This window comes from Bacillus sp. UMB0728, from assembly GCF_002858875.1.
GTDB classification, from domain to species: domain Bacteria; phylum Bacillota; class Bacilli; order Bacillales; family Cytobacillaceae; genus Bacillus_AB; species Bacillus_AB infantis.
Genome location: NZ_PKLA01000007.1, coordinates 1 through 18,581 on the forward strand (window position 1 = coordinate 1; position 18,581 = coordinate 18,581).

16 protein-coding genes are annotated in these 18,581 nt (G+C 38.1%); all 16 read right to left on the reverse strand.

Annotation, left to right across the window (positions count from 1 at the left end):
- Nucleotides 1-965: 965 nt before the first annotated feature.
- Nucleotides 966-1,151: a hypothetical protein gene (locus tag CYJ37_RS23235; RefSeq protein WP_101552180.1), complete on the reverse strand. Its 186-nt coding sequence runs from the start codon at nt 1,149-1,151 to the stop codon at nt 966-968.
- Nucleotides 1,152-1,330: 179 nt separating this feature from the next.
- Entirely contained in the window at nt 1,331-1,906 is a 576-nt protein-coding gene (locus CYJ37_RS23240; protein ID WP_101552182.1) for a hypothetical protein, read from the reverse strand.
- A gap of 295 nt (nt 1,907-2,201) precedes the next feature.
- Complete coding sequence (locus CYJ37_RS23250; RefSeq protein ID WP_101552186.1) at nt 2,202-2,768, reverse strand: hypothetical protein; 567 nt, start codon at nt 2,766-2,768, stop codon at nt 2,202-2,204.
- Between the two features lies 1 nt (nt 2,769).
- Entirely contained in the window at nt 2,770-3,360 is a 591-nt protein-coding gene (locus CYJ37_RS23255) for a hypothetical protein (RefSeq protein WP_101552188.1), read from the reverse strand.
- A 708-nt stretch (nt 3,361-4,068) separates the two neighbouring features.
- The gene (locus CYJ37_RS23265; protein WP_101552191.1) at nt 4,069-4,686 is read right to left on the reverse strand and encodes a hypothetical protein; all 618 of its coding nucleotides are present in this window, start codon (nt 4,684-4,686) and stop codon (nt 4,069-4,071) included.
- Between the two features lie 28 nt (nt 4,687-4,714).
- Nucleotides 4,715-5,227: a hypothetical protein gene (locus CYJ37_RS23270; RefSeq protein WP_101552192.1), complete on the reverse strand. Its 513-nt coding sequence runs from the start codon at nt 5,225-5,227 to the stop codon at nt 4,715-4,717.
- 46 nt (nt 5,228-5,273) lie between these two features.
- Entirely contained in the window at nt 5,274-7,457 is a 2,184-nt protein-coding gene (locus CYJ37_RS27850) for a peptidoglycan DD-metalloendopeptidase family protein (protein WP_257964293.1), read from the reverse strand.
- Between the two features lie 17 nt (nt 7,458-7,474).
- Complete coding sequence (locus CYJ37_RS23280; protein WP_101552194.1) at nt 7,475-9,460, reverse strand: hypothetical protein; 1,986 nt, start codon at nt 9,458-9,460, stop codon at nt 7,475-7,477.
- Nucleotides 9,461-9,497: 37 nt separating this feature from the next.
- Nucleotides 9,498-11,957 (reverse strand): hypothetical protein, encoded by a 2,460-nt coding sequence (locus CYJ37_RS23285; RefSeq protein ID WP_101552196.1) that lies wholly within the window; start codon nt 11,955-11,957, stop codon nt 9,498-9,500.
- A gap of 11 nt (nt 11,958-11,968) precedes the next feature.
- The gene (locus CYJ37_RS23290; protein ID WP_101552198.1) at nt 11,969-13,930 is read right to left on the reverse strand and encodes a VirB4 family type IV secretion system protein; all 1,962 of its coding nucleotides are present in this window, start codon (nt 13,928-13,930) and stop codon (nt 11,969-11,971) included.
- Nucleotides 13,884-14,819 carry a hypothetical protein gene (locus CYJ37_RS23295; RefSeq protein ID WP_257964294.1) on the reverse strand — a complete coding sequence of 312 codons (936 nt, stop codon included), beginning with the start codon at nt 14,817-14,819 and terminating at the stop codon, nt 13,884-13,886. Before CYJ37_RS23295 ends, CYJ37_RS23290 begins: the two co-directional genes overlap by 47 nt.
- A gap of 18 nt (nt 14,820-14,837) precedes the next feature.
- Nucleotides 14,838-15,146: a PrgI family mobile element protein gene (locus CYJ37_RS23300; protein WP_101552200.1), complete on the reverse strand. Its 309-nt coding sequence runs from the start codon at nt 15,144-15,146 to the stop codon at nt 14,838-14,840.
- A 53-nt stretch (nt 15,147-15,199) separates the two neighbouring features.
- Entirely contained in the window at nt 15,200-15,574 is a 375-nt protein-coding gene (locus CYJ37_RS23305; protein WP_257964295.1) for a TrbC/VirB2 family protein, read from the reverse strand.
- A gap of 206 nt (nt 15,575-15,780) precedes the next feature.
- Nucleotides 15,781-16,194, reverse strand: coding sequence for a hypothetical protein (locus CYJ37_RS23310; protein WP_101552202.1), 414 nt, complete (start codon nt 16,192-16,194; stop codon nt 15,781-15,783).
- A gap of 267 nt (nt 16,195-16,461) precedes the next feature.
- Nucleotides 16,462-17,232, reverse strand: coding sequence for a hypothetical protein (locus CYJ37_RS23315; protein ID WP_101552203.1), 771 nt, complete (start codon nt 17,230-17,232; stop codon nt 16,462-16,464).
- Between the two features lie 284 nt (nt 17,233-17,516).
- The gene (locus CYJ37_RS23320; RefSeq protein ID WP_101552206.1) at nt 17,517-18,575 is read right to left on the reverse strand and encodes a hypothetical protein; all 1,059 of its coding nucleotides are present in this window, start codon (nt 18,573-18,575) and stop codon (nt 17,517-17,519) included.
- Nucleotides 18,576-18,581 lie beyond the last annotated feature (6 nt).

Sequence of the window (18,581 nt, forward strand, 5' to 3'; positions counted from 1 at the left end):
GCGTGCTGAGAAGGTCTCTTTTTTTGTTTTTTATTATATAAATTTCATTTATCCAGCCTCTGGAGACAGAGCGAAAAAAGTTCCAGTCAGGTAGGCTGAATTATATAATACTCCACTTAAAAATCTCCAAATATAACCTCTTTTTTTACAAGGCAGCATATCCTTAACAGTTTAAGAGTTAATGTAAGGGTCCTTTATCCAATATTCTTATTTAAAAAAGAGCAATAATGTTCATGTTGCCGTACGGAGAGAGTCCGGGGCAGGGAGTGTTCAGGAGCTGAAAGGCAGATATAGATGACCCAGGCGCTGCCTTCCGCCAAGGGAGTTGCCTGCGCTAGTCCTTCCCACAGCCGAAAGGATTAAGGTTCCCGCCTCCTGCTGAATACAAGCAGACGCTGCACTCCCTACTGCCGGGCCGGCAGCTTCGGACTTGGACAGTTAAGTATCAAATGGCCACTCACCTCATGCCAGGCTATTTTCCCATGAAACTTTCGACAACACCTTTCCCGCTACTTGTTATATAAAAAAAGAGAGAGCAAAAGCCCTCTCGATCTAATTAGATGCTAAATAAAAGATATTCTTCTCGATTCTTAACGGTATGGGAATATAGAAGGAAAATACCTCCTGCAAGATATAGTATACCTGAAATATAAGGTATGCTAACGAACATACTAAAAATTAATAAGGAAGAAACAATGAGAGTTTGTAACGCTGATTTTAAATTCGTTTCACTCCTATCGCTTTTACTCAGTTCAGAAAATGAGCGGGCTCCCTGTATATTTACTTTTTGCAATAATAGCTTTGATCTAACAATATGGCTTACATAGGTAGCTGTTACTATAGCTAGAATACAAAAACCCCAAATTTTAAAGTCTAAAGTCTTCTGTATATAAAAGACTACTAACAGAAATAGTATACTCATTTCGACTGACCTGAATAACTTCAACATAATTTCTTCTCCTTACTTATCCTACAATTTTGACTTGATTCAAGAATGGAGTAATATCTGCTGGCTTTTCTTTATTTCCTAATCGAATGCTCATAGCTAAAGCCCGCTCACCGGTTAAAGCATTTACCTGGGGAGTCCCAACAAGAAAACCGATTATAGTAAAATTATAAGGCTGTGTTAATAGAAATCGTTTTACTTTCATTCATTTCTCCTCGCATTCATTTTATTTTATATATTTTATGGCATCGGATATCAGATATTAAAAAAGCCAATATCCAGTAAAAGGATATTGGCGGTTCTTCCGGCACAATTAGATTGATATTTAAGTTATCTCTATATTAACACAATTATGCCTTCAAGACTAGATAAAGTTAACCTCTTTTAGAAAAAAGCTCCTTTTAATATACGTTCCATTTCATCTACAAATTCAGAAAAACTATTATAGGCCTTCCGTATATTATAAAGAGTCGGATGATCAATCAGCCTATTCTTATCGTATATTCGTTGTGTAGGTATCCCTTTACTGTGAGATTTACTAATGCGATAAGCTGCCAAATAATCTTCTAAATTAAACTCAAATTCTTTCTGGAAGTAGTCCCTATCAAAATAATCATACTTAAACGAGGGATCTATTGATTGACAATATAGATATAAAAGATTGTTAATTACAGTATTCATTTCTAAATCGGGAAACAAATTATCTATTTCTTCTAAAGCGGTGATAGAAATAGAAAAGGACGTATGAAATAATTTATATTTCGTCTTATAAAGTTCTTTGTTTTTCTCAGGAGCGGGAAACATTTCAATTTTAACTGGGTTACTTTTATAAAGAAGTAGTCCCTCTACAACAGCTGCTCCCAATGTGTTCTTCCCCTTCAGCTTCTTTAATTCTTCGTAAAATGAGATTGGAATATTAAGAGGTTGCTGTAAACTCACATTTTTAATATCTCTTCTCAAAGCTTATCATCCCTACTTAAGTTATTTCTGAGTGTTTTAATCCAATGGTAAGGTATTTGATGATAACCCTTTACTCTATGGTCCAGTTCTACCTTTCCATCTGTCACTTTAATTATATAGGGAGATCCCTTAAGTTCTAATTGGTTTTTTCCATTCCATTCAATAACATATTGCTCAAAGTTCTTTTCAAATGCTTTACATGAAGAATGCTCACAATAATGATACAGCTTATATAGATTGAAAATGATATTGCTGCGAATGTCATTAACCCTCTCATTATTGTTTTTCATCATTCTCACCACTGTTCAATTGGTTCATCGCTAAACCATTGATTTTTTGGATTCTTATGACGTCCTTGTCTATTTAAAAATGCCTGCTTTAACTTTGGAATACCTGGCCAATCTACTTCCTCTGGGAGAATGTGAAGAGGTACCCCTATAGCAGCAGCTTCACTCTGAGCTAATTCTACTCCTAGGTCATAAATGGTTTCCCGCTGACCTTGGTAAGTTAAGATTTTCGGTGACACACCTACCAGGATATCTCCTTTTAATTTAAGTGAGGGATCCGCAGGAATCGCTCTTTCGTAACCACGTCTTGTACTTACAAACAATGGGTTATCATCTTCATCTTTAGGTAATCGAGAAAAATCAGGTTGCCAAAATCGAGGTACATTTTCTCCTTTGGGAAAGTAATGATAAACATCCGGAATTACATTTAGATCTCTTACAAATTGACCAGATTTTTGACATTCAGCAGGTTGAGCATACTCAAGCGGATTTACTTCCTCTTGGGTCAAAGAGCATTGATTTCTATTTGGATCATAGTTCTGGCATAACGTACAAGTGGCATAGATCTTTGCCATTTTAGTTTCCCCTTCTCTTTTTTAAATTTGCTGGCAGATCTTCTTGGCAGTATTTTAAACGAACATTAAATTCCTCCAAAACTTTTATATCTGCTGCGGTTAATGGGTTATCACATTTTATGCATCTGTCATTATTAATTATTTTTCCAGTTTTATGAGGAGTCTTTATTTCCACTCCAGGATTACTCCCCCAGCTCCTATATGGTGCCAGGTCCTGCCATCCAATTCTGTATCGATCACATGCTTTTCGAAGTGCGTCACTCTCTGCAGAAAGAATGGCATTTTTTAGGTTTTTGATTTTACCTGTATCAGTATATCTTTGAAGGTTTGAAAACCCCATTCCTTCTTTATTAACATCAAGTATAGAGAGAACACCTTTCACTAAAACCTGATCCTCATTTTCAAATATTATAGGTTCCCCAGTAATTCTCCAGGACCACAAGCCCCCTGCCTTTTCCTCTAAACGTTGGATATAAGCCTGGACAGGTATCGAGCTTCTATTATCAGAAACTTCAACTGTGCCTTCTGGAAAAGGATCAGTAAGAGAATTCATTATCTCTTTATAAATTGCCATCTTTTGTTGATATTCCATTTACAACATCTCCAAGAGTACAAACCATTTGTTGATTCGATTATATATTATGTTTTAAAACAAATCAACAATATATACCAGATGCTCCATTTTTTAATACAGAAAGCGCATTCAATAACTTTCGTTCTAATGCAGCAGTCCTCTGTCTAATAGGCAGATTTGTGAATGAAATTTAGAAATAAAAAAAGCCGCATAGGCTCGCGGCTCTTAGGTTTGAGGAACAAAAAAGTGGTAAATATCTGGTGAGAACTTCAAGATGATCCAAAAGATTGGTGCCCCAATTACCATTCCCATTCCTATTCTTTTCCTGGGAGGACTCTTTGAAGCAGTTAACCAGGTAAGGTATCCAAATACAAATCCGAAAAAAATCATAGGTTCAAAGAAAATTCTCATTAGATGAAAGGTAATGGTGCCCCATGGCTGAGTCCAGTCTAGTACACTGTATAAATTCTCAGTCGTGTTTATTTTTTGCTGAGTCCCGCTCTTAATATAAGTGATGATTAAGGGTAAATATAAGGACAACAGCATTCCTATTGACCCACCTATAGAGAATAAATAAGCTTTTCTCCGTCTGAAAGGATTCTTAGAAGCAAATAGTAAGTAAAAAAGAGAGAGCAAAAAGGTCATTGCAAAGACGAATACGAACACTATCTGAATAAACCTAACACCAAGCCCTAGTAAATCTTGAACCCCATCCATATATATTTTTCATCCTTTCTCTATTTTATTGATCAAGTCCCAGATAGAGGAGTCCACATAATAAAAATCGTTCTTGACGTGGTTATGTTCACCCGAATGTTCTATATGCTCCAATTCCACTTGCTTTAGCTTTATGTTGACTCTAACCGGTTGTTCTTGTCCTTGGTAATTTAGATCTGCAACCACCCTGAGGCTTTCTTTTTCAAAGACCATCATGCTTTTAATAATATGAATATCTATTAACGTTCCTTCTCGTGTTATCCGCTTCATGATGTCTCTTATTAACTCTTCTTTGTTTGTTTCCGATCTACTTTCATGAATATCCTTTTGAAACTGTTCAAATGTAAAAGCATCTGAATATAAATCAACTTCCTCTTTCATGGCTATGGCAAAAAGGTATTCAACAGCAGCCTCCGGCTTGGAGTAACGTTCTTGAAGGTATTCGTGGAATTCCTCTTCTGTTTCCCCCTCATCCGGAGTAAAGGCCTGCTCCTTCGCTAGAACTTTTTGAGCCGACGCCATATCCTGTGTGATAGCCGGCACTGCCGGAGTAGTGGCCTTTTTATAAATATAAAATCCTGCAATTAACACACAAAAGGTTATTAGTATAGATAGAATTTTTTTCATACCATTAATACTCCTAATCTGCTTATACTTACTCTTCAGTAGATTGGTAATTCAGACTTTCCATGAGTAACTTCCATTCATTGACCAATGAGGCCTGCTCTTGTTTTATTGAAATATAGGTGTCCTTTAGCCGTTGTTTATCCACGGGGTTATCCTCAGAAGAACGATTGGCCATGTCTACAGCATCTAGAAGTAATTGGTGAGCTTTATTAGTAACCAAAATCACCTTTTGATGCATTTCAAAAATTTCAGGATTTACATCCTGTTGTTCAATGGATTTAACCAATTTTGCAGAACTTTCTACAATTCCTTTTACATAGTTTCCAAATTGTTCATCGCTAAAGTCTTTGGTATACAGTCCATCAAGACCAGTATTAAATTTGTTTAATGCTTTATTCATTCCTGCAGAATGTTCCTGAAAAGCAGTGTGGTATTCCTGGACATGTGAAGTATTCTCCTGTGACACCTCTACAGAGTTTGATTTACTGGAGCATGCAGTTAAGAATAGAGAGAGTACTAATAAGGCAACGATCTTCTTCATTTCAAATAACTTCCTTTCTATGAGTACTAATTCAAAAGTGCAACATTTACTTCTCTGGTGGAATAGGGATATAGTTTAACGGGTTTTTACTATTGGATTTTGTAGAATTCCAGCTTGGTTGATGAACTTCAAAATGAAGATGCATACCTTGTGAATCCCCTGTATTGCCCATATAACCTATAAATTGCCCTTTCTTAACAGTTTGGCCGGCACTTACTGCCCGGGTATTTAAGTGAGCATATACGGTCTCGTACTTTTGTCCTTCAATTGTATGTTGAATAAAAACGACGTTTCCATATGATGAAGAGAAATAAGAGCGGTTAACAACACCATCTGCTGCCGAAACAACTGGAACATTGCTTCTTCCGCCTCCACCTATATCGACACCCGCATGCAGTTTCCCCCAACGTTGCCCATAACCGGATGTTAATTTACCTGTAGCTGGGAAGCTGAAGTTACCAGGAGATACAGGGATACTTCCTCCTCCAGGTAATCCATCTCGATACATAATCCCCCTATTGTAAACACTAGTGACATAGGCACTTGAGTGATTGTAGCTTCCAATAGCTTTTTTTATTTTTTGCTCATTTTCTTTTGAATATCCACTTGCTGCTAGATAGGAGGCTGCAGTATGGGCAGAGTCTATTAGACTCCAGGGAGAGCTAATTCCATCTCCATCAGCATCTTTTCCATATCCTCCATATTTATTTATACTGGAAGGGTTAGTTAGTAAAGCAATGATGTCGTTCATATCTCCCACCATATTACCTAACCTAGTGGTAGAGATATTTCCATTCCCTTTGAAGTTCCAACCGAGCCAGGTTAGGGGCATAAACTGGAAGTGTCCCTTGGCTCCAACGCTCGAGCCTTTTGAAGGATCTGTTGCAGCTGGATTCCTTCCCGCTTCGGTTTCTTGCATATGGATGCTTGCAAGGATCCACCAATCAATCCCATAAGCTGCAGCTGCCTCTTCATATATTTTTTTGTATTCCTCTGGGAACCAGGAACCTCCACTGCTGAAGCCGCCAGAACCTCCGATAAATAAACCGTCCGTTATGTTACTCGCAATACACCCGGCAATGTCCTTCCCCTTCGCGCATTTAATCAATCCTTCGTAATTGATTCCAATACTTGAGAATCGATCATCTATTTGCTTAAGCATTTCCATCATGTATTCTAAATCTTTGGGTTTGATTAACCTTGCTAGTTTCCCTTTAGGATTATCAACCATAAGGAAAGTGAGTAACCTATTAGTATCGTAAATAACATTTGGTTCAGACCGATCATCAATCAGATATAGATGATAGTTTTTAAATGTTTTGGTGCTGCAGTTTCCGTTGTTTGTAATCCCGCTATCAATCCACCCGGTTTCGTGCCAATAATAACTAAATGTTGCCTGGCTATATAGCAAGTTGGCATCTAAAACAATCTCCCGAGAAGGAAGTGGCTGTGTAGATTTCCTGGTCGATTTTTCTGTTCTCGTATTAATTACTGCTCCTGTCTCATCTAATTCTTCATATGTGCATGTTATCTCTTCCCGAATATCTACTTTTTCTCCTGAAGATTGGCCCATTCCCATCGTGACTTGAAGGGTGGGATCCTGAAAGTAATAATCATACTCTTTACTAATGGCACTGTAGAATTTTGACTTGGCTTTTCTTCTTTCTTCATCCGTTTCAGCGGGAGTATTTTTAAAATCTTTGTGCCAGGCCCGGTAAGAAGTATGTTTTAGATTTTTATAGGAATATAGAATTCCTGTAATAGCCCAACTAGGAGTCATTTTTTCATGCAACTGTTGTAACCAAGCTTCATTGACAGGAGGATAAGGAGCCTTATCCTGCTGCCCTCTTATTTTGCTGATCAATGGGTTAGCTAATTGATCTGATCGGTCCTCTACAACCTCTTTCATCGTATTATCAAAGAGAACCTCAGCTTTGTTCCGTTCCCCTCCCAGCTGAAAAAAGTCAAAACTGGCTACTCCTTCAATAGCAATGAGGAGGAGGACGATTAATAAGATGATTAAGATGACATAGGGGCCCAGGAATGCCAATATTGACTTAATAATGGCCGGGATTAGTTTTTGCAAAAAGAACTTAATTGCCTTGAATGCAGCTTTAAACCCTTTTCCTAAAAGCCTTCGATTTTTAATTACGCTTTTACCAGTAGCAGCCGCTTGCTTTGTTGGTTTAACAGCTAGATTTTGACTGTCATTACCATGATTTGGATCCACTTATTATCCCCCCTCTCTTATGAAAATCCTCTATGCCTAATCGAATGGTTATTCTCAAAAATAGAATGAAGTGTATCGGCAAACTTATCCCCGTGTGTTCTCATATCTGCACCTTGCAGCCCTGGCTTGTAATAACTATTCAGATCCATTTGTTCTTTAGGGAAAGATGAATCTTGGAGGGTACCCTGTGGTGTTCGTATCATTGCTTCTGATGTAGGCGTTAATGTTAAATTATTACGATCAGCTATTTGCGATAAGCTATACCCTCCATCTGGATTAGCTTGTAAGCTGGGCCCCGCCGGTTTAAAAGCTAAATTTACTTCCCGCTGCATACCGGTCCCCATAGAACTATCAGCAGCACCAAGGGGACTTACCCTGTTCCATTGATCTTCTCCCTGTTGCATATAGAGGGCGCTACCTTTATTGTCTTGGATCCACTTGTAATTAGAATCCGGTGAAATTTCTTTAAGGCTCTCTAAATTAACGCCTGCGAATCCACCTAATTCTGAAGAGTTTAAAAGCCTTTGCCTAGAAACACCGCTGAAAGCATGCCCAATGTGGCGGCCTGTGCCACCCCTTCCTATTAAACTGCCTACTGATTCACCTACATCACCAAACATGGCTCTTCGTTTACCAATGTCATTAAAGGTATTTTTTAGGCCCCCATTTTCCTTAATCCCTTTTAACGTATCTCTTGCATTCAGCGTGAATGAGCTAATATTTCTACTGCCTTGAAGCAACCCTCCAGTTACTCCCTTTCCTATCTGAGATCCCAATATAGCCCCTTGAGGACCTAGGACCAATCCTGCCGTTCCTCCGATAAATGCACCCGTACCAGACATCACTTTTTTTGCGGAATTCCAACCTTTGGAATTTATGCCTTGTGCTCTCTCGCTTAATTTAGTTCTAGATTGTTCCGCTAAATTTATTGGACCTGATTTAGCAGAGGGAAGTCTTCTTATACTCTTTGTTAAATTAACAGCAACTGCTGCAGATTGAACTCCAAACATCCCCATCTTATCAAGGTTAGAATTTGCTTCAGACAGATTAAACCAGGAGGTCAACATGCCTGTTAGTGGTATAAACAAAATCAGTAACGTCATTTTATAGATGACGCCGGTCTCGTCTATACCGCTCACCATGGAACTCAGAAGAATAAATACTGTCAAAATCACTCCATGAAAACTTTGTAAGAAAACAAGGCCACATAAGTCACGAACCCAAGTACTGAAGAAATGTTTTAAACGGCTAGATAGAAGTGACATCCCAGCTAGTGGGGTTAAGAGTAAAAGGAAGATGATCATAATCTTTCGATATATGTAAATTACATTTAGGTACAAGGCAAGTACCCATTCAGCAAAGAAAACAATAATATCTGTAAAAACAATCTCAGTCTTAGAAGTCATTAAACTAAAGCTCGTATAATCCAATCCGTTAGATAATAGAAATTCTTTTAACCCTTTGAGAATGCCATCATTTAAAATGAACAAATATTCTATAAAGATGTCATGAGTGGCCAGGAAGAAGGCAATAATGAACCAGGTTTTAGTTTCTTCCCAAAAATTTGCTCTTGCTCTTCCATTCAGTCCACTGAAGGCCAACTTAATTGAGGAATACAAGAACGTTAAGACAAGAATTAAAGAAAACGTACTTTTAAGCATCTTTACCATTGGTTCAATAATTTTAGTTTGTTCATCAAGCGTAAAGACGCCATTTACTAGTTTAGTATTTTCTTCATCACTCCAAATACAGTAAGGGTTGCCAAAGATTAGATTTGCTAATGTATTAATATCTGCAAAATTCACGACTGATGTAATTAAATCAATAGTGTAAGACTCAACAATAGATGCATCATCTTCTTTGTACTTGGCCATCGAGTCTTGGGTTTCTTTTGAAACTACTGGTTTACAGGTAGTTGAATCCTCATTCTTTTCAGCAGCACTTACAGGGAGAGAAGAGGATAGTAGGAATAAAACGCTTAAGAAAAAGAAGACTTTTTTCATCCTGTACCTCCTTCCTCGCTAGGCAGAAACTATCCACCTAAACGATCTCCCTTCTTCTCTCTTTAGCTTTGTTAATTGCAGCTAACCCCCAGCCCTTCACTTTTTGGGTACTCGCACCAAATGAGTTTATTCCATCTGCTACTCTTTCACTGGTATTCTGGCCAGAAGGCCCAAGCACTGAAGCAGCCACATAAGAATCGGGGTTTATTTTTGACGAATCAAAATTGGAATCTACCATTCTCGGTCTGGATAACATATCATTGATAGAATTGACTTCAACTTTACCGTCCACAGTTCCACCGCCCACAACAAAGGAATTTCCAACCCTCATTAAGTCAGGAGTGGATCCTTTTAATCCAGCCAACTCGCTAGATGAACGGCCTCCTGCTGCCACTGAGTTATTTGTAGAACCAGTAGTCTGAATATCACCATTTGAGTATGAAGGTGAGACAGCAACCCCCGCTGCTGTCTCCGCAAATGCTCGTTCAGCAACCGGTAACGTACTGCTTGTAGAAGTTACCGCGTTACCATTGAAACCTCCTGAAATATTGTTGTTAAGATTCCCGCTATTTAATTGAGTTGTTTGCATTCTATAAGTGCCATTCTCTTGAATCTGAAGAGAAGATCCTTGAGTTGATGTAGGAACTTGATAAGGGGTAATACGAACTTGCCCTGTATTTAATCCGGTATCTGCTTGGCCAGTAGTCCCAAACTTCATCCACTCTCCAGCACTTTGATCTTTAACATAAAACGCTGAACCTGTATTTGTCATAACGTGAATTGCTTCAGAACCAGGTGCCGTTCTGCGTAAATCACTAAAGTTCATGGGTTGGTATATAGGAGATCCATCTTGACGATGCCCTGTAACCCAGCCGGCTCCTCCAAGTGCAGCAGGAGTCTGAGATAAACGGTTCCTGGAAACCCCGCTTAATGCATGGCCAACGTTACGGCCGGCTTCTCCAAACCCAATCATGCTTCCGATAGATTCACCAATATTACCAGCAAATTCACGTCTCTCACTCAGATTTTGAAAGAATGCCTGTACACCTTTCCCATTTGCTCCTTCATATACGAGAGGAGAAACAAGAGTCTTTCCTAAATCCGCTCCCCCTGATACAATATTTCGAGCTCTTTGAAGACCTCCTTTGGTTAGTACCTGCCCCACTTTTGCTCCAGCTGCCACACCCATTGGGTTCATGGTAACGAGCCCAGCAGCCCCTCCTACAGCGGCTCCAACAGCTCCTGCTCCTTTTTGGATTGTTTGCCATATAGAAGAATTGGCTCCTGAGGCTCGAGAAGATATCTTTGTAATTGCTGAGTCATTACCGCCGCCCATATTCACCAAACTATTTTCTGATGAATTTGCGATTCCACCATTTAACGTGGAAGCAACAGAGCTGGTAGACCCGCCTCCTCTAATAATATTTCCTGCCTGATTAGCAATCATGATTGTACTCATGACTCCACCTAGGCCAGTCATCGCCATGGCAGACCCTAACTTGCTTGTGGAATCTCCAAAGGACAGCCACCTTGATATCATTCCGCTGACTGGAATGAACATCATCAACAACCCAAGTTTCATTAGAACGCCTGCTCCCATAGATGCTAGGTGAGCAAATGCAAAGAGCACTAAAGCATGAATTGTCTGCAGAAAGATGTTTGAGCATAGCTCTTTTATCCAGGTACCAAAAAAGCCCCTAGTTCTGTTAAACATCAGTGCATATGCTGCTACAGGTCCCATGATTAGTAAAAGAAGAATGATGATCTTTCTTGCTATATAAATAAAGTTCAGAATCAACGCCAATACCCATTCGGCTAAAAAGGTTATTAAGATGGACATAAAGCTGAAAGCGACAGTCCAATCTTCCATCCCGGAAATAATAGATACCCCATCAATCTCTATCCCACTCGAAGTTAGTAAGTCCTTAATTGACTGAACGATGGCAGAATTGACGCCAAAAATGATGTTCGTTAAAGGTACGAAGAGCGCCATAAAGATTCCGGATACAATCCACATTTTAAGGTCTTGCCAGAAGTCTGCCCGGGCCTGCGGATTTATAGATCCTAATCCCATCCGGAGGGATGAAAGGAGGATCGCCAAGGTAAGCAACACAACATATGAACCTGAAAACATTTTCAGCATTGGATCCACGATGGTCGTTCTTTCCTTTTGAGTGAAAATCCCATCAGCGGCCAACTTATCATCTTTATCCATCCAAACACAGTAGGGATTTCCGTAAATCAAGGAGGATAAGCCTGCAACATCCCCAATGTTAAAAAGATTTTCAGCTTGGCTGGCCAAGAATTTATCAGCCATATTTGCGTCATTCTCTTTAAAATCCTTCAGCTTGTCCTTTAGCTCATCCGTCACAACTGGATTTCCACAGGACCAATTATAAGTAGGTAAATCGACCAGTTCCTCAGCTGCAGATACACCAGTAGGAAGAGCGCTACACAAACAAATAAACAGGGTAAGAATAAGCCCGATCTTTTTCATGTAGACTCCCCTCAACCAACAACTTGAATGTTTTGGTTAGTATTTAAGTAGACCCACTCATCTGGAGTCGGTTCACTCCTGAAAAATACGATCTCCTTACCAGCCTTAAGCAGTACTTCTCCAGTATCTGCAGTTCTAATCATTTGGCCGACCTCATTGCTAAGTTTGAAGGTTTGTAAGATAGGTTCAATATCTTGGTCACTTTGCTTTAAGAATGCAACAGTATTAAGCTGAGCAATAATATCTTGTGCTTCCTCTGTTCTATGAAACATTTCATATCGTTGAGAGACGATTGTTAAACTAACATTCCACTTTCTACCTCGTGCGGACAACAGCTTATGGAATTCGAGCATGCTTGGGTACTTAAGCTGCATCCAGAATTCATCGGCAACGACTCTCTTCTTCGTTTTGGGATCATTTTTGATGAATCGATTCCAAGTCCATATGTTTAGGACATTTTGTGCGAGCGGCCTTTCAATTCCATTAGCAGATAGTCGCGAAATATCAAAGCACACAATTGGAGTTTGATCCAGGTCAAGGTCTTGTTCTGTAATAATTTCAGTCTGCCCATCAAACATCCCAAATGCTTTCCCTCTCGTAAAAAGAGTGACCACACTCTGGAGCTCATTAAGTTGAGTTACCCCGTCCTTAACACGATTTGAGATTTCGTTGTATACATCTGATATTGTGGGCATCTCAGTGTAAACTTTCTTCCAAATAAGTTTTCCTTCTGTATCAAATCCCTCAACCTCTTTATAAATGGAGTTAGGGTCCTCTGTTATCCCGTGGTCTCTATAGAGTTTTGTTAGGATCTCATCCAGGTTACCCAGTTCTGTAGGGGTTAAAGTTGCTCCTGAATTACCTGTAACAGCTTCTTTCATGACCTTAAAAAACTCAATTCCCTCTTTGACTTTTTCATTAATGTTAACCCGCTCTAAAATATGTTCGTCTGGTTCATTTTTATTTATTATTTCTTTCTCTACATAAATATCGAGCGGATTAATACGACTAGATCTTCCTTCGAAAGAATCAGATCTTAACTCTATAACGCAGCCACCTAATGCTAATGACAACTCTCTGTATTCTGGCTCTACATCAAATATGACCACCCGGTTTATTCCGTCCATGAATCCCCGGCCAATAAGTTGTTTTACAAAGACTCCTTTTCCGGCTCCTGATTCACCAAAAATCCCTACATTATAGTTATTTAATTTGCTATCGAAATTGTTGTAGTAGACATATTCGTTTCCATAAACTCCAATCGGCATTCCACCGGTGTGATTTAACTTTGAACTGGTGTGCGGAAATATACCTGTCAAAGCTAACTGGTCCAGATTCCTTGAGGTATTTTTCAAATAATTATGACCCATTGGAAGAGTGGAAAGAAAACCTTCCCGCTGCCTTCCATATGCATTTATCAACTCAATAGATTCTCCGCCTAAATTGGTCTCCAGGTCTACGCATTTTTGATTCAATTGAGTTAACGAATCTGCATAAATGGAACCTTGAATGCTTACATAATAAAGTCCATTTTGGTTATTTCGTATTTGATCTCTTAGGAACTTTGCATCCTTTAGCTTCTGAAGAGAATCTTCAATCAAAGCCATATTTTCGTTCTGTCTAGCTGAATGAAAAACGGTCTCCAATTGGTCAATTTTATTTTTCAATTTTCTAATGGCTTCTGTGCGGTGGAAAGGATCTACATGGACAGAGACATCCATGTCATCTCCCATAAATAAACCTTCTAACCAGTTAATCCGAACTGTTCTTGGATAACCACTTGGTTTGATAAAAAAGGTACGACCATACTTAATTTGGCCTAAGCCAGTCTGAAGTAAAAAATGATCGTCTTTAAAGGTAACTCCGTCATTAAGTGCATTATCTAAGAGTGAGGGAAACGAAATTTCTTTGTCTTCAATGACTGGTTCAGGAGATTCTTTCTTCTTGTTCTTCTTCCGGAATATAGTCTTCATAATCTTCAAATACCTCCTCTAAATCTTGGACCAGCATTTCATAACCAGGTAGTGTAGATGGATCAATCGTAATAAAACTGGTAATTTTCTCTTTTCCAACCTCAACTAAGTTCTCAATAGGGTTTGAAAGCATCCTATCCCGGTTCATTGCTCTCTTTAACACTTCAATAGCTTCTAAAGAGCCTAGTGTTTCACTTTCAATTTTTGCTCGTGCTAACATCTTTTGAACTATGAAAGCCTGTTGGTAAAGAGTCTCCGCTATCTTTCGTTCCTTTTGTGCCGCGGTTAATTTCCCCATCTTTGATGGCTCATAAATATAACTGACAACATAGTAAACTCTTCGTGTTAAGCGAAAATCTTGGACCGCCCGTTTGGTTATATAGCTTATAACTCGGTTATTGTAATCTTTGGTCTGAGGGTTTGCTTTTTCAAGGTTTTTCTTAAACCGAATTTCCTCTTTCCGCAGATCTTGACGCACTGCTTGTCCTAGAATTTGAAGAGGGAAATTAATAACTCTAAAGAGTGATTGGTAACCCAGAATAATACTTTGCCTCTCACTGGTGTTTAACAAGTCAAAATTCACAAAATCACTTGAAACAATAACTGAGTACTCATTTCTTGCCTTTTCAAAAATTCCGTATCGAATATCTTTAATACCGATTAGATCTTTTAGTAACACCTCATCGGATTTCGGCTTTTTTATTTGTTTTTTAGGACCTTTAGATGTTGGCTCACCGGTGGACTCCCTTTGTTCCTCCAAAAACTGTTTTCTTTTCCAACCAGCTACAGGCTCATTGTTATCCATCCTTTTCTTTGCTATAAATAGGAAGCCTATAAGAATGAGTGTAGCGATGGAGGAAGCAATAACAAAAATATCGAAAATCTGCATACTGCGGTCCTCCCCTTTCTATGAGTGGTAAACTTTTTGTGATTTAAAGAACTTGAACTTTGTTACAAAGAATTCAGAGAGATACTGTTCATGCTTATCAAGTTTTATGTATGCAAGAGCAACAGACCCCCCCAGAATTAATATTGCAAAAATGAACCGGATAATTCCGTCAACCCAGCCATCTAGAAATGGGATGCTGACAAATACAAGCAGAGCAAGAGAAACAAAAAGACTTGGAAAGACAATTAAAAACTGCCGCTTAGAAAAAACTGCAAGGATCTCCTTTTCCTCTTCCGTTAAATCTACAGGTACAATAATTTCATTCATAAACTTACCTCCCTATAAAAAAAAGAGTGGAAAAAATTCCACCCTTCATTCTTTTAACCTGCAATCTGGGCAATTGTAGGAGCAAGGTACCAGGCAGAGTAGAAAAGAAAGGCTCCGCATATGCAGCTTATTAGCGATATCCAAATCGTTCTCATCTTTGCTGCACTTATGGAACCAAGCATAATGAGTACTGCAATTATCAAAATACCAAGAGTGAATATGCCCCCACCTACACCACCTACCAATTTAATAATCGTAAGAACAGTGTCATTTATTCGATTGTTCCCATTCTGATAGATGTCTTTACCAATATCTGCTGCAGAGGCGTATGCAGGGCTCATAAAAACAGAAAAACAAAACATTAATAGGAGCGATTTAATTTTGAGCCCTGGTTTCATAGTAGGTTTTAGTGACTTTTCCTTTTTCATTTTCTCACCTCCCCTCAAACAAAAAAGCGGAAGGCACGCACAAATAGGGTTAATCCCTAATGCGCGGTCCTTCCGCTTTTGGTTCGAATATGTAATTAATCTCTATTATTATTAAATATGGTAATTTTGTCAATATTATCTTGATGGGAGTAGTGCGCTGTGTGAATCGAAAATCACCTATTGACGTTCTGCCTTCTTATTGCCTTTTATGATTTTTTATAATGTTTTTCCCATCTAGATTTAATAAGGCCTTGTTCAATTGAGTTCCCTTCTTTATTTATTTGATAATCAATGCTCAGGTAGCAGCACTCATAATTATCTAAAGATCCCTTTATTGCTCTGGAAATCAAGTAAACCCAGGTCTTATAAACATCTTCGTTGATCTGAGGTTTTTTTTCTGGCTCATTCTCAAGCACCTCACCGTTATGGACAACAACTTTACTGCACTCAATAGACAACTTCTGCAAATCATAATTCCTAACAAAGAAATTCATGGTACCAGAATAATTTTGAAGGAATTCTTGCTTTATATCCTTTTCGAGCATTAAGGCATCCTTAATTTGCAAAGCCAAAGCCCTATTTGCTCCTAATACTTTTTGTTCAGTCATGTTAATACTCATTTTTACCTCTCCCAACAATGTTATTTTATTACCTGTTAAGTGTATGTCTATGAATTTCATTTGATATTTTGATAATTAGATATTGAAATTTCAATTAAAATTATAGTACAAAATGCTTAATCGTTTCAACAGGTTTTGACAAATATTTTATGAGTTTACTTTTTTTTCATGTATATCAATAAAAATACTTCCTTCTCAAAACCTTCAACGTTGTTAAAAGCTTTGAGAAGGAAGTAGAAAATCCACTTCCCTTTCTTTTATAAAATGCTATATTACTGCATGTTGCATGTCGCTTTCATAGTATCCATATTTTATTAATTCTGGATCCAACACTTCTTCAACCTGAAATTTATCGTCTGCTATAAAGTGTCCTGAGACTATAACGACTTCCTCTACATGAACCGGTACTTTAGGCCCAATCATTTTAATAGATTCATTTTTATACTTTAATACAAAACATTCTCCATCTGATCCAACTTTGCCAATCATCGTTAGATATCCGTCAGAAAATGTACTTGTTGGAGTAGCAGTGATCATATTAGCAACCACATTACCATATTCTTTTGATATAGCATTGTACTCGTTTTCAGGAAGTATACTAGGCACACTACCTGTTTCATCCATAAAGGATTCCGTCGCAAATAAAGAAAGGTCTGAATTTGAAATTTCAAACTCATCTTTTGTTTCAATTTCATTATCTTGCATTAGTGAAACAAGTTTATCAACGTTAACCAACAAATCATCTGTCGGAATACTATGTTCTACTTCGTCAACCTGTTCAACCTCATCTGCAGAAAATACCGGGATATCCGATGCCACTGGTAATTCTTCTTGAAGAGGCATTTTTGGTTGAACGTTTGAATATGATGAAACTCCTTCAAATGAAAAGCTTCTTGCTTGCTCATAATTGTATACCCTAGCTCCACTCCATTTAGATACTTGTCTTTCATGAAACAACTCTGCAATAGTTGGAAATGCTCCAATCGCAATTATAATGCCAACAAATATAATTACTGCATGCACTCCATTAATCTCCACACATATTCCTCCTTAAAAAAGTGTTCTATATGTAAAAAAGCCCTAAAGGAAAGGTTCAAAAAAGAACAATTCCCTTTAGGGCTTTGAATATACAAGTATACTAAATAAACTTAGCGATTTAAAAAACAAGGCTACCAAGGTAGTAGGTTGAACAAAAAAAGAAGCTCTTCCGTCTTCGGTAGAGTTAAAAGAGTAAAATTAATATATGAATATTATACCTGAATTACAAATTACTAGCAAGCGATTTAAAGAAAGCCAAGAGAATATCTCCTGGCTTTCACATATTAAAATAGTGCAACCTGACCAGCTAAGGCTTTTGATTTCTTATCATTTTGTTGGAGTACTCTATGTTCTACTTTACTAAGGTCCTCTTCTATTTCCTCATCACTAGAAGGATCAATGTTTTGTTCTTCATCAGGCTCAGAAGTGCTATCTAACTCCATCTCAATATTTTCTATTTCATCTTCTTGATTCATGGGTTCAGATGTAGAACTTTCATTCAAATGGGTTTCTTCAGTAAAATCATCTTCTTCAATCGTAATTTCTCTATCAAGGTCCAAGATATCTTCCTCGAAAAATTGTTCTGATGGCTCAAGGGTTAGTTCTTCATCCAAAACAGACAGATCCTCTAAATCTTCAAATTCATCTAGTAAAACAATTTCTTCTTCATCTTCTAACTGTGTGATAAGTAATTCTTCTTCAGTTTCTTTTTCCTCTAATTCTAAATCTTGCTCTTCATTAAAAGGTAAAGGAGTCGTTATCTCCCACACCAATTCGGACAGTTTTCCAGTAGCTTCAATGATATTTCTATATTCTTCATCATCTTGATTGTCTTCTTTTTCCGGGATAACCCCTTTTTCTAGTAACATGCATCCACCTTTTCCAACAATTAATTCCGGTGAGAAGTAAAGTCCAAAAGGTTCAAAAGCAACTGCATCGATCATTAAGTTTTTTTCAATGATTGATGCATTATCATTTACTTTTTCTTTTAAGTCATCACAAACATCGGGAATCATTTTTTTGAGCTGCCTTATGGCTCCTTTTATGGTAGGAGAAGAAAAAGGATTTTCTTCAAACCCGCCCCATCTTGATAGCCACCATCCTGTGATCCCATCCTTATTGACGGATTGTACACGGAACTTATGGATTTCTGCATATCTTTTTATCCAGCCAGGTAACTCACTTTGAAAATATGCTCTTACCATTTTATTTTTTTCTTTAGGATGAAATTGGACGCTTAAAGGTTTGACTTCAAAATAATGATGGGTAGGAGATTCTGATTTCCTGTGCTCCATCCATTCTATAATAATACATTTATTTTTAGGCTCGAATCGTGGCTCCATTTTAGT

What these genes read in the sequence shown, in the direction of transcription:
- CYJ37_RS23235 (WP_101552180.1), bottom strand. Translation starts at nt 1,151, where the DNA reads ATGAAAGTAAAACGATTTCTATTAACACAGCCTTATAATTTTACTATA.
- CYJ37_RS23250 (WP_101552186.1), bottom strand. Translation starts at nt 2,768, where the DNA reads ATGGCAAAGATCTATGCCACTTGTACGTTATGCCAGAACTATGATCCA.
- CYJ37_RS23255 (WP_101552188.1), bottom strand. Translation starts at nt 3,360, where the DNA reads ATGGAATATCAACAAAAGATGGCAATTTATAAAGAGATAATGAATTCT.
- CYJ37_RS23265 (WP_101552191.1), bottom strand. Translation starts at nt 4,686, where the DNA reads ATGAAAAAAATTCTATCTATACTAATAACCTTTTGTGTGTTAATTGCA.
- CYJ37_RS23270 (WP_101552192.1), bottom strand. Translation starts at nt 5,227, where the DNA reads ATGAAGAAGATCGTTGCCTTATTAGTACTCTCTCTATTCTTAACTGCA.
- CYJ37_RS23280 (WP_101552194.1), bottom strand. Translation starts at nt 9,460, where the DNA reads ATGAAAAAAGTCTTCTTTTTCTTAAGCGTTTTATTCCTACTATCCTCT.
- CYJ37_RS23285 (WP_101552196.1), bottom strand. Translation starts at nt 11,957, where the DNA reads ATGAAAAAGATCGGGCTTATTCTTACCCTGTTTATTTGTTTGTGTAGC.
- CYJ37_RS23290 (WP_101552198.1), bottom strand. Translation starts at nt 13,930, where the DNA reads ATGAAGACTATATTCCGGAAGAAGAACAAGAAGAAAGAATCTCCTGAA.
- CYJ37_RS23295 (WP_257964294.1), bottom strand. Translation starts at nt 14,819, where the DNA reads ATGCAGATTTTCGATATTTTTGTTATTGCTTCCTCCATCGCTACACTC.
- CYJ37_RS23300 (WP_101552200.1), bottom strand. Translation starts at nt 15,146, where the DNA reads ATGAATGAAATTATTGTACCTGTAGATTTAACGGAAGAGGAAAAGGAG.
- CYJ37_RS23305 (WP_257964295.1), bottom strand. Translation starts at nt 15,574, where the DNA reads ATGAAAAAGGAAAAGTCACTAAAACCTACTATGAAACCAGGGCTCAAA.
- CYJ37_RS23310 (WP_101552202.1), bottom strand. Translation starts at nt 16,194, where the DNA reads ATGAGTATTAACATGACTGAACAAAAAGTATTAGGAGCAAATAGGGCT.
- CYJ37_RS23320 (WP_101552206.1), bottom strand. Translation starts at nt 18,575, where the DNA reads ATGGAGCCACGATTCGAGCCTAAAAATAAATGTATTATTATAGAATGG.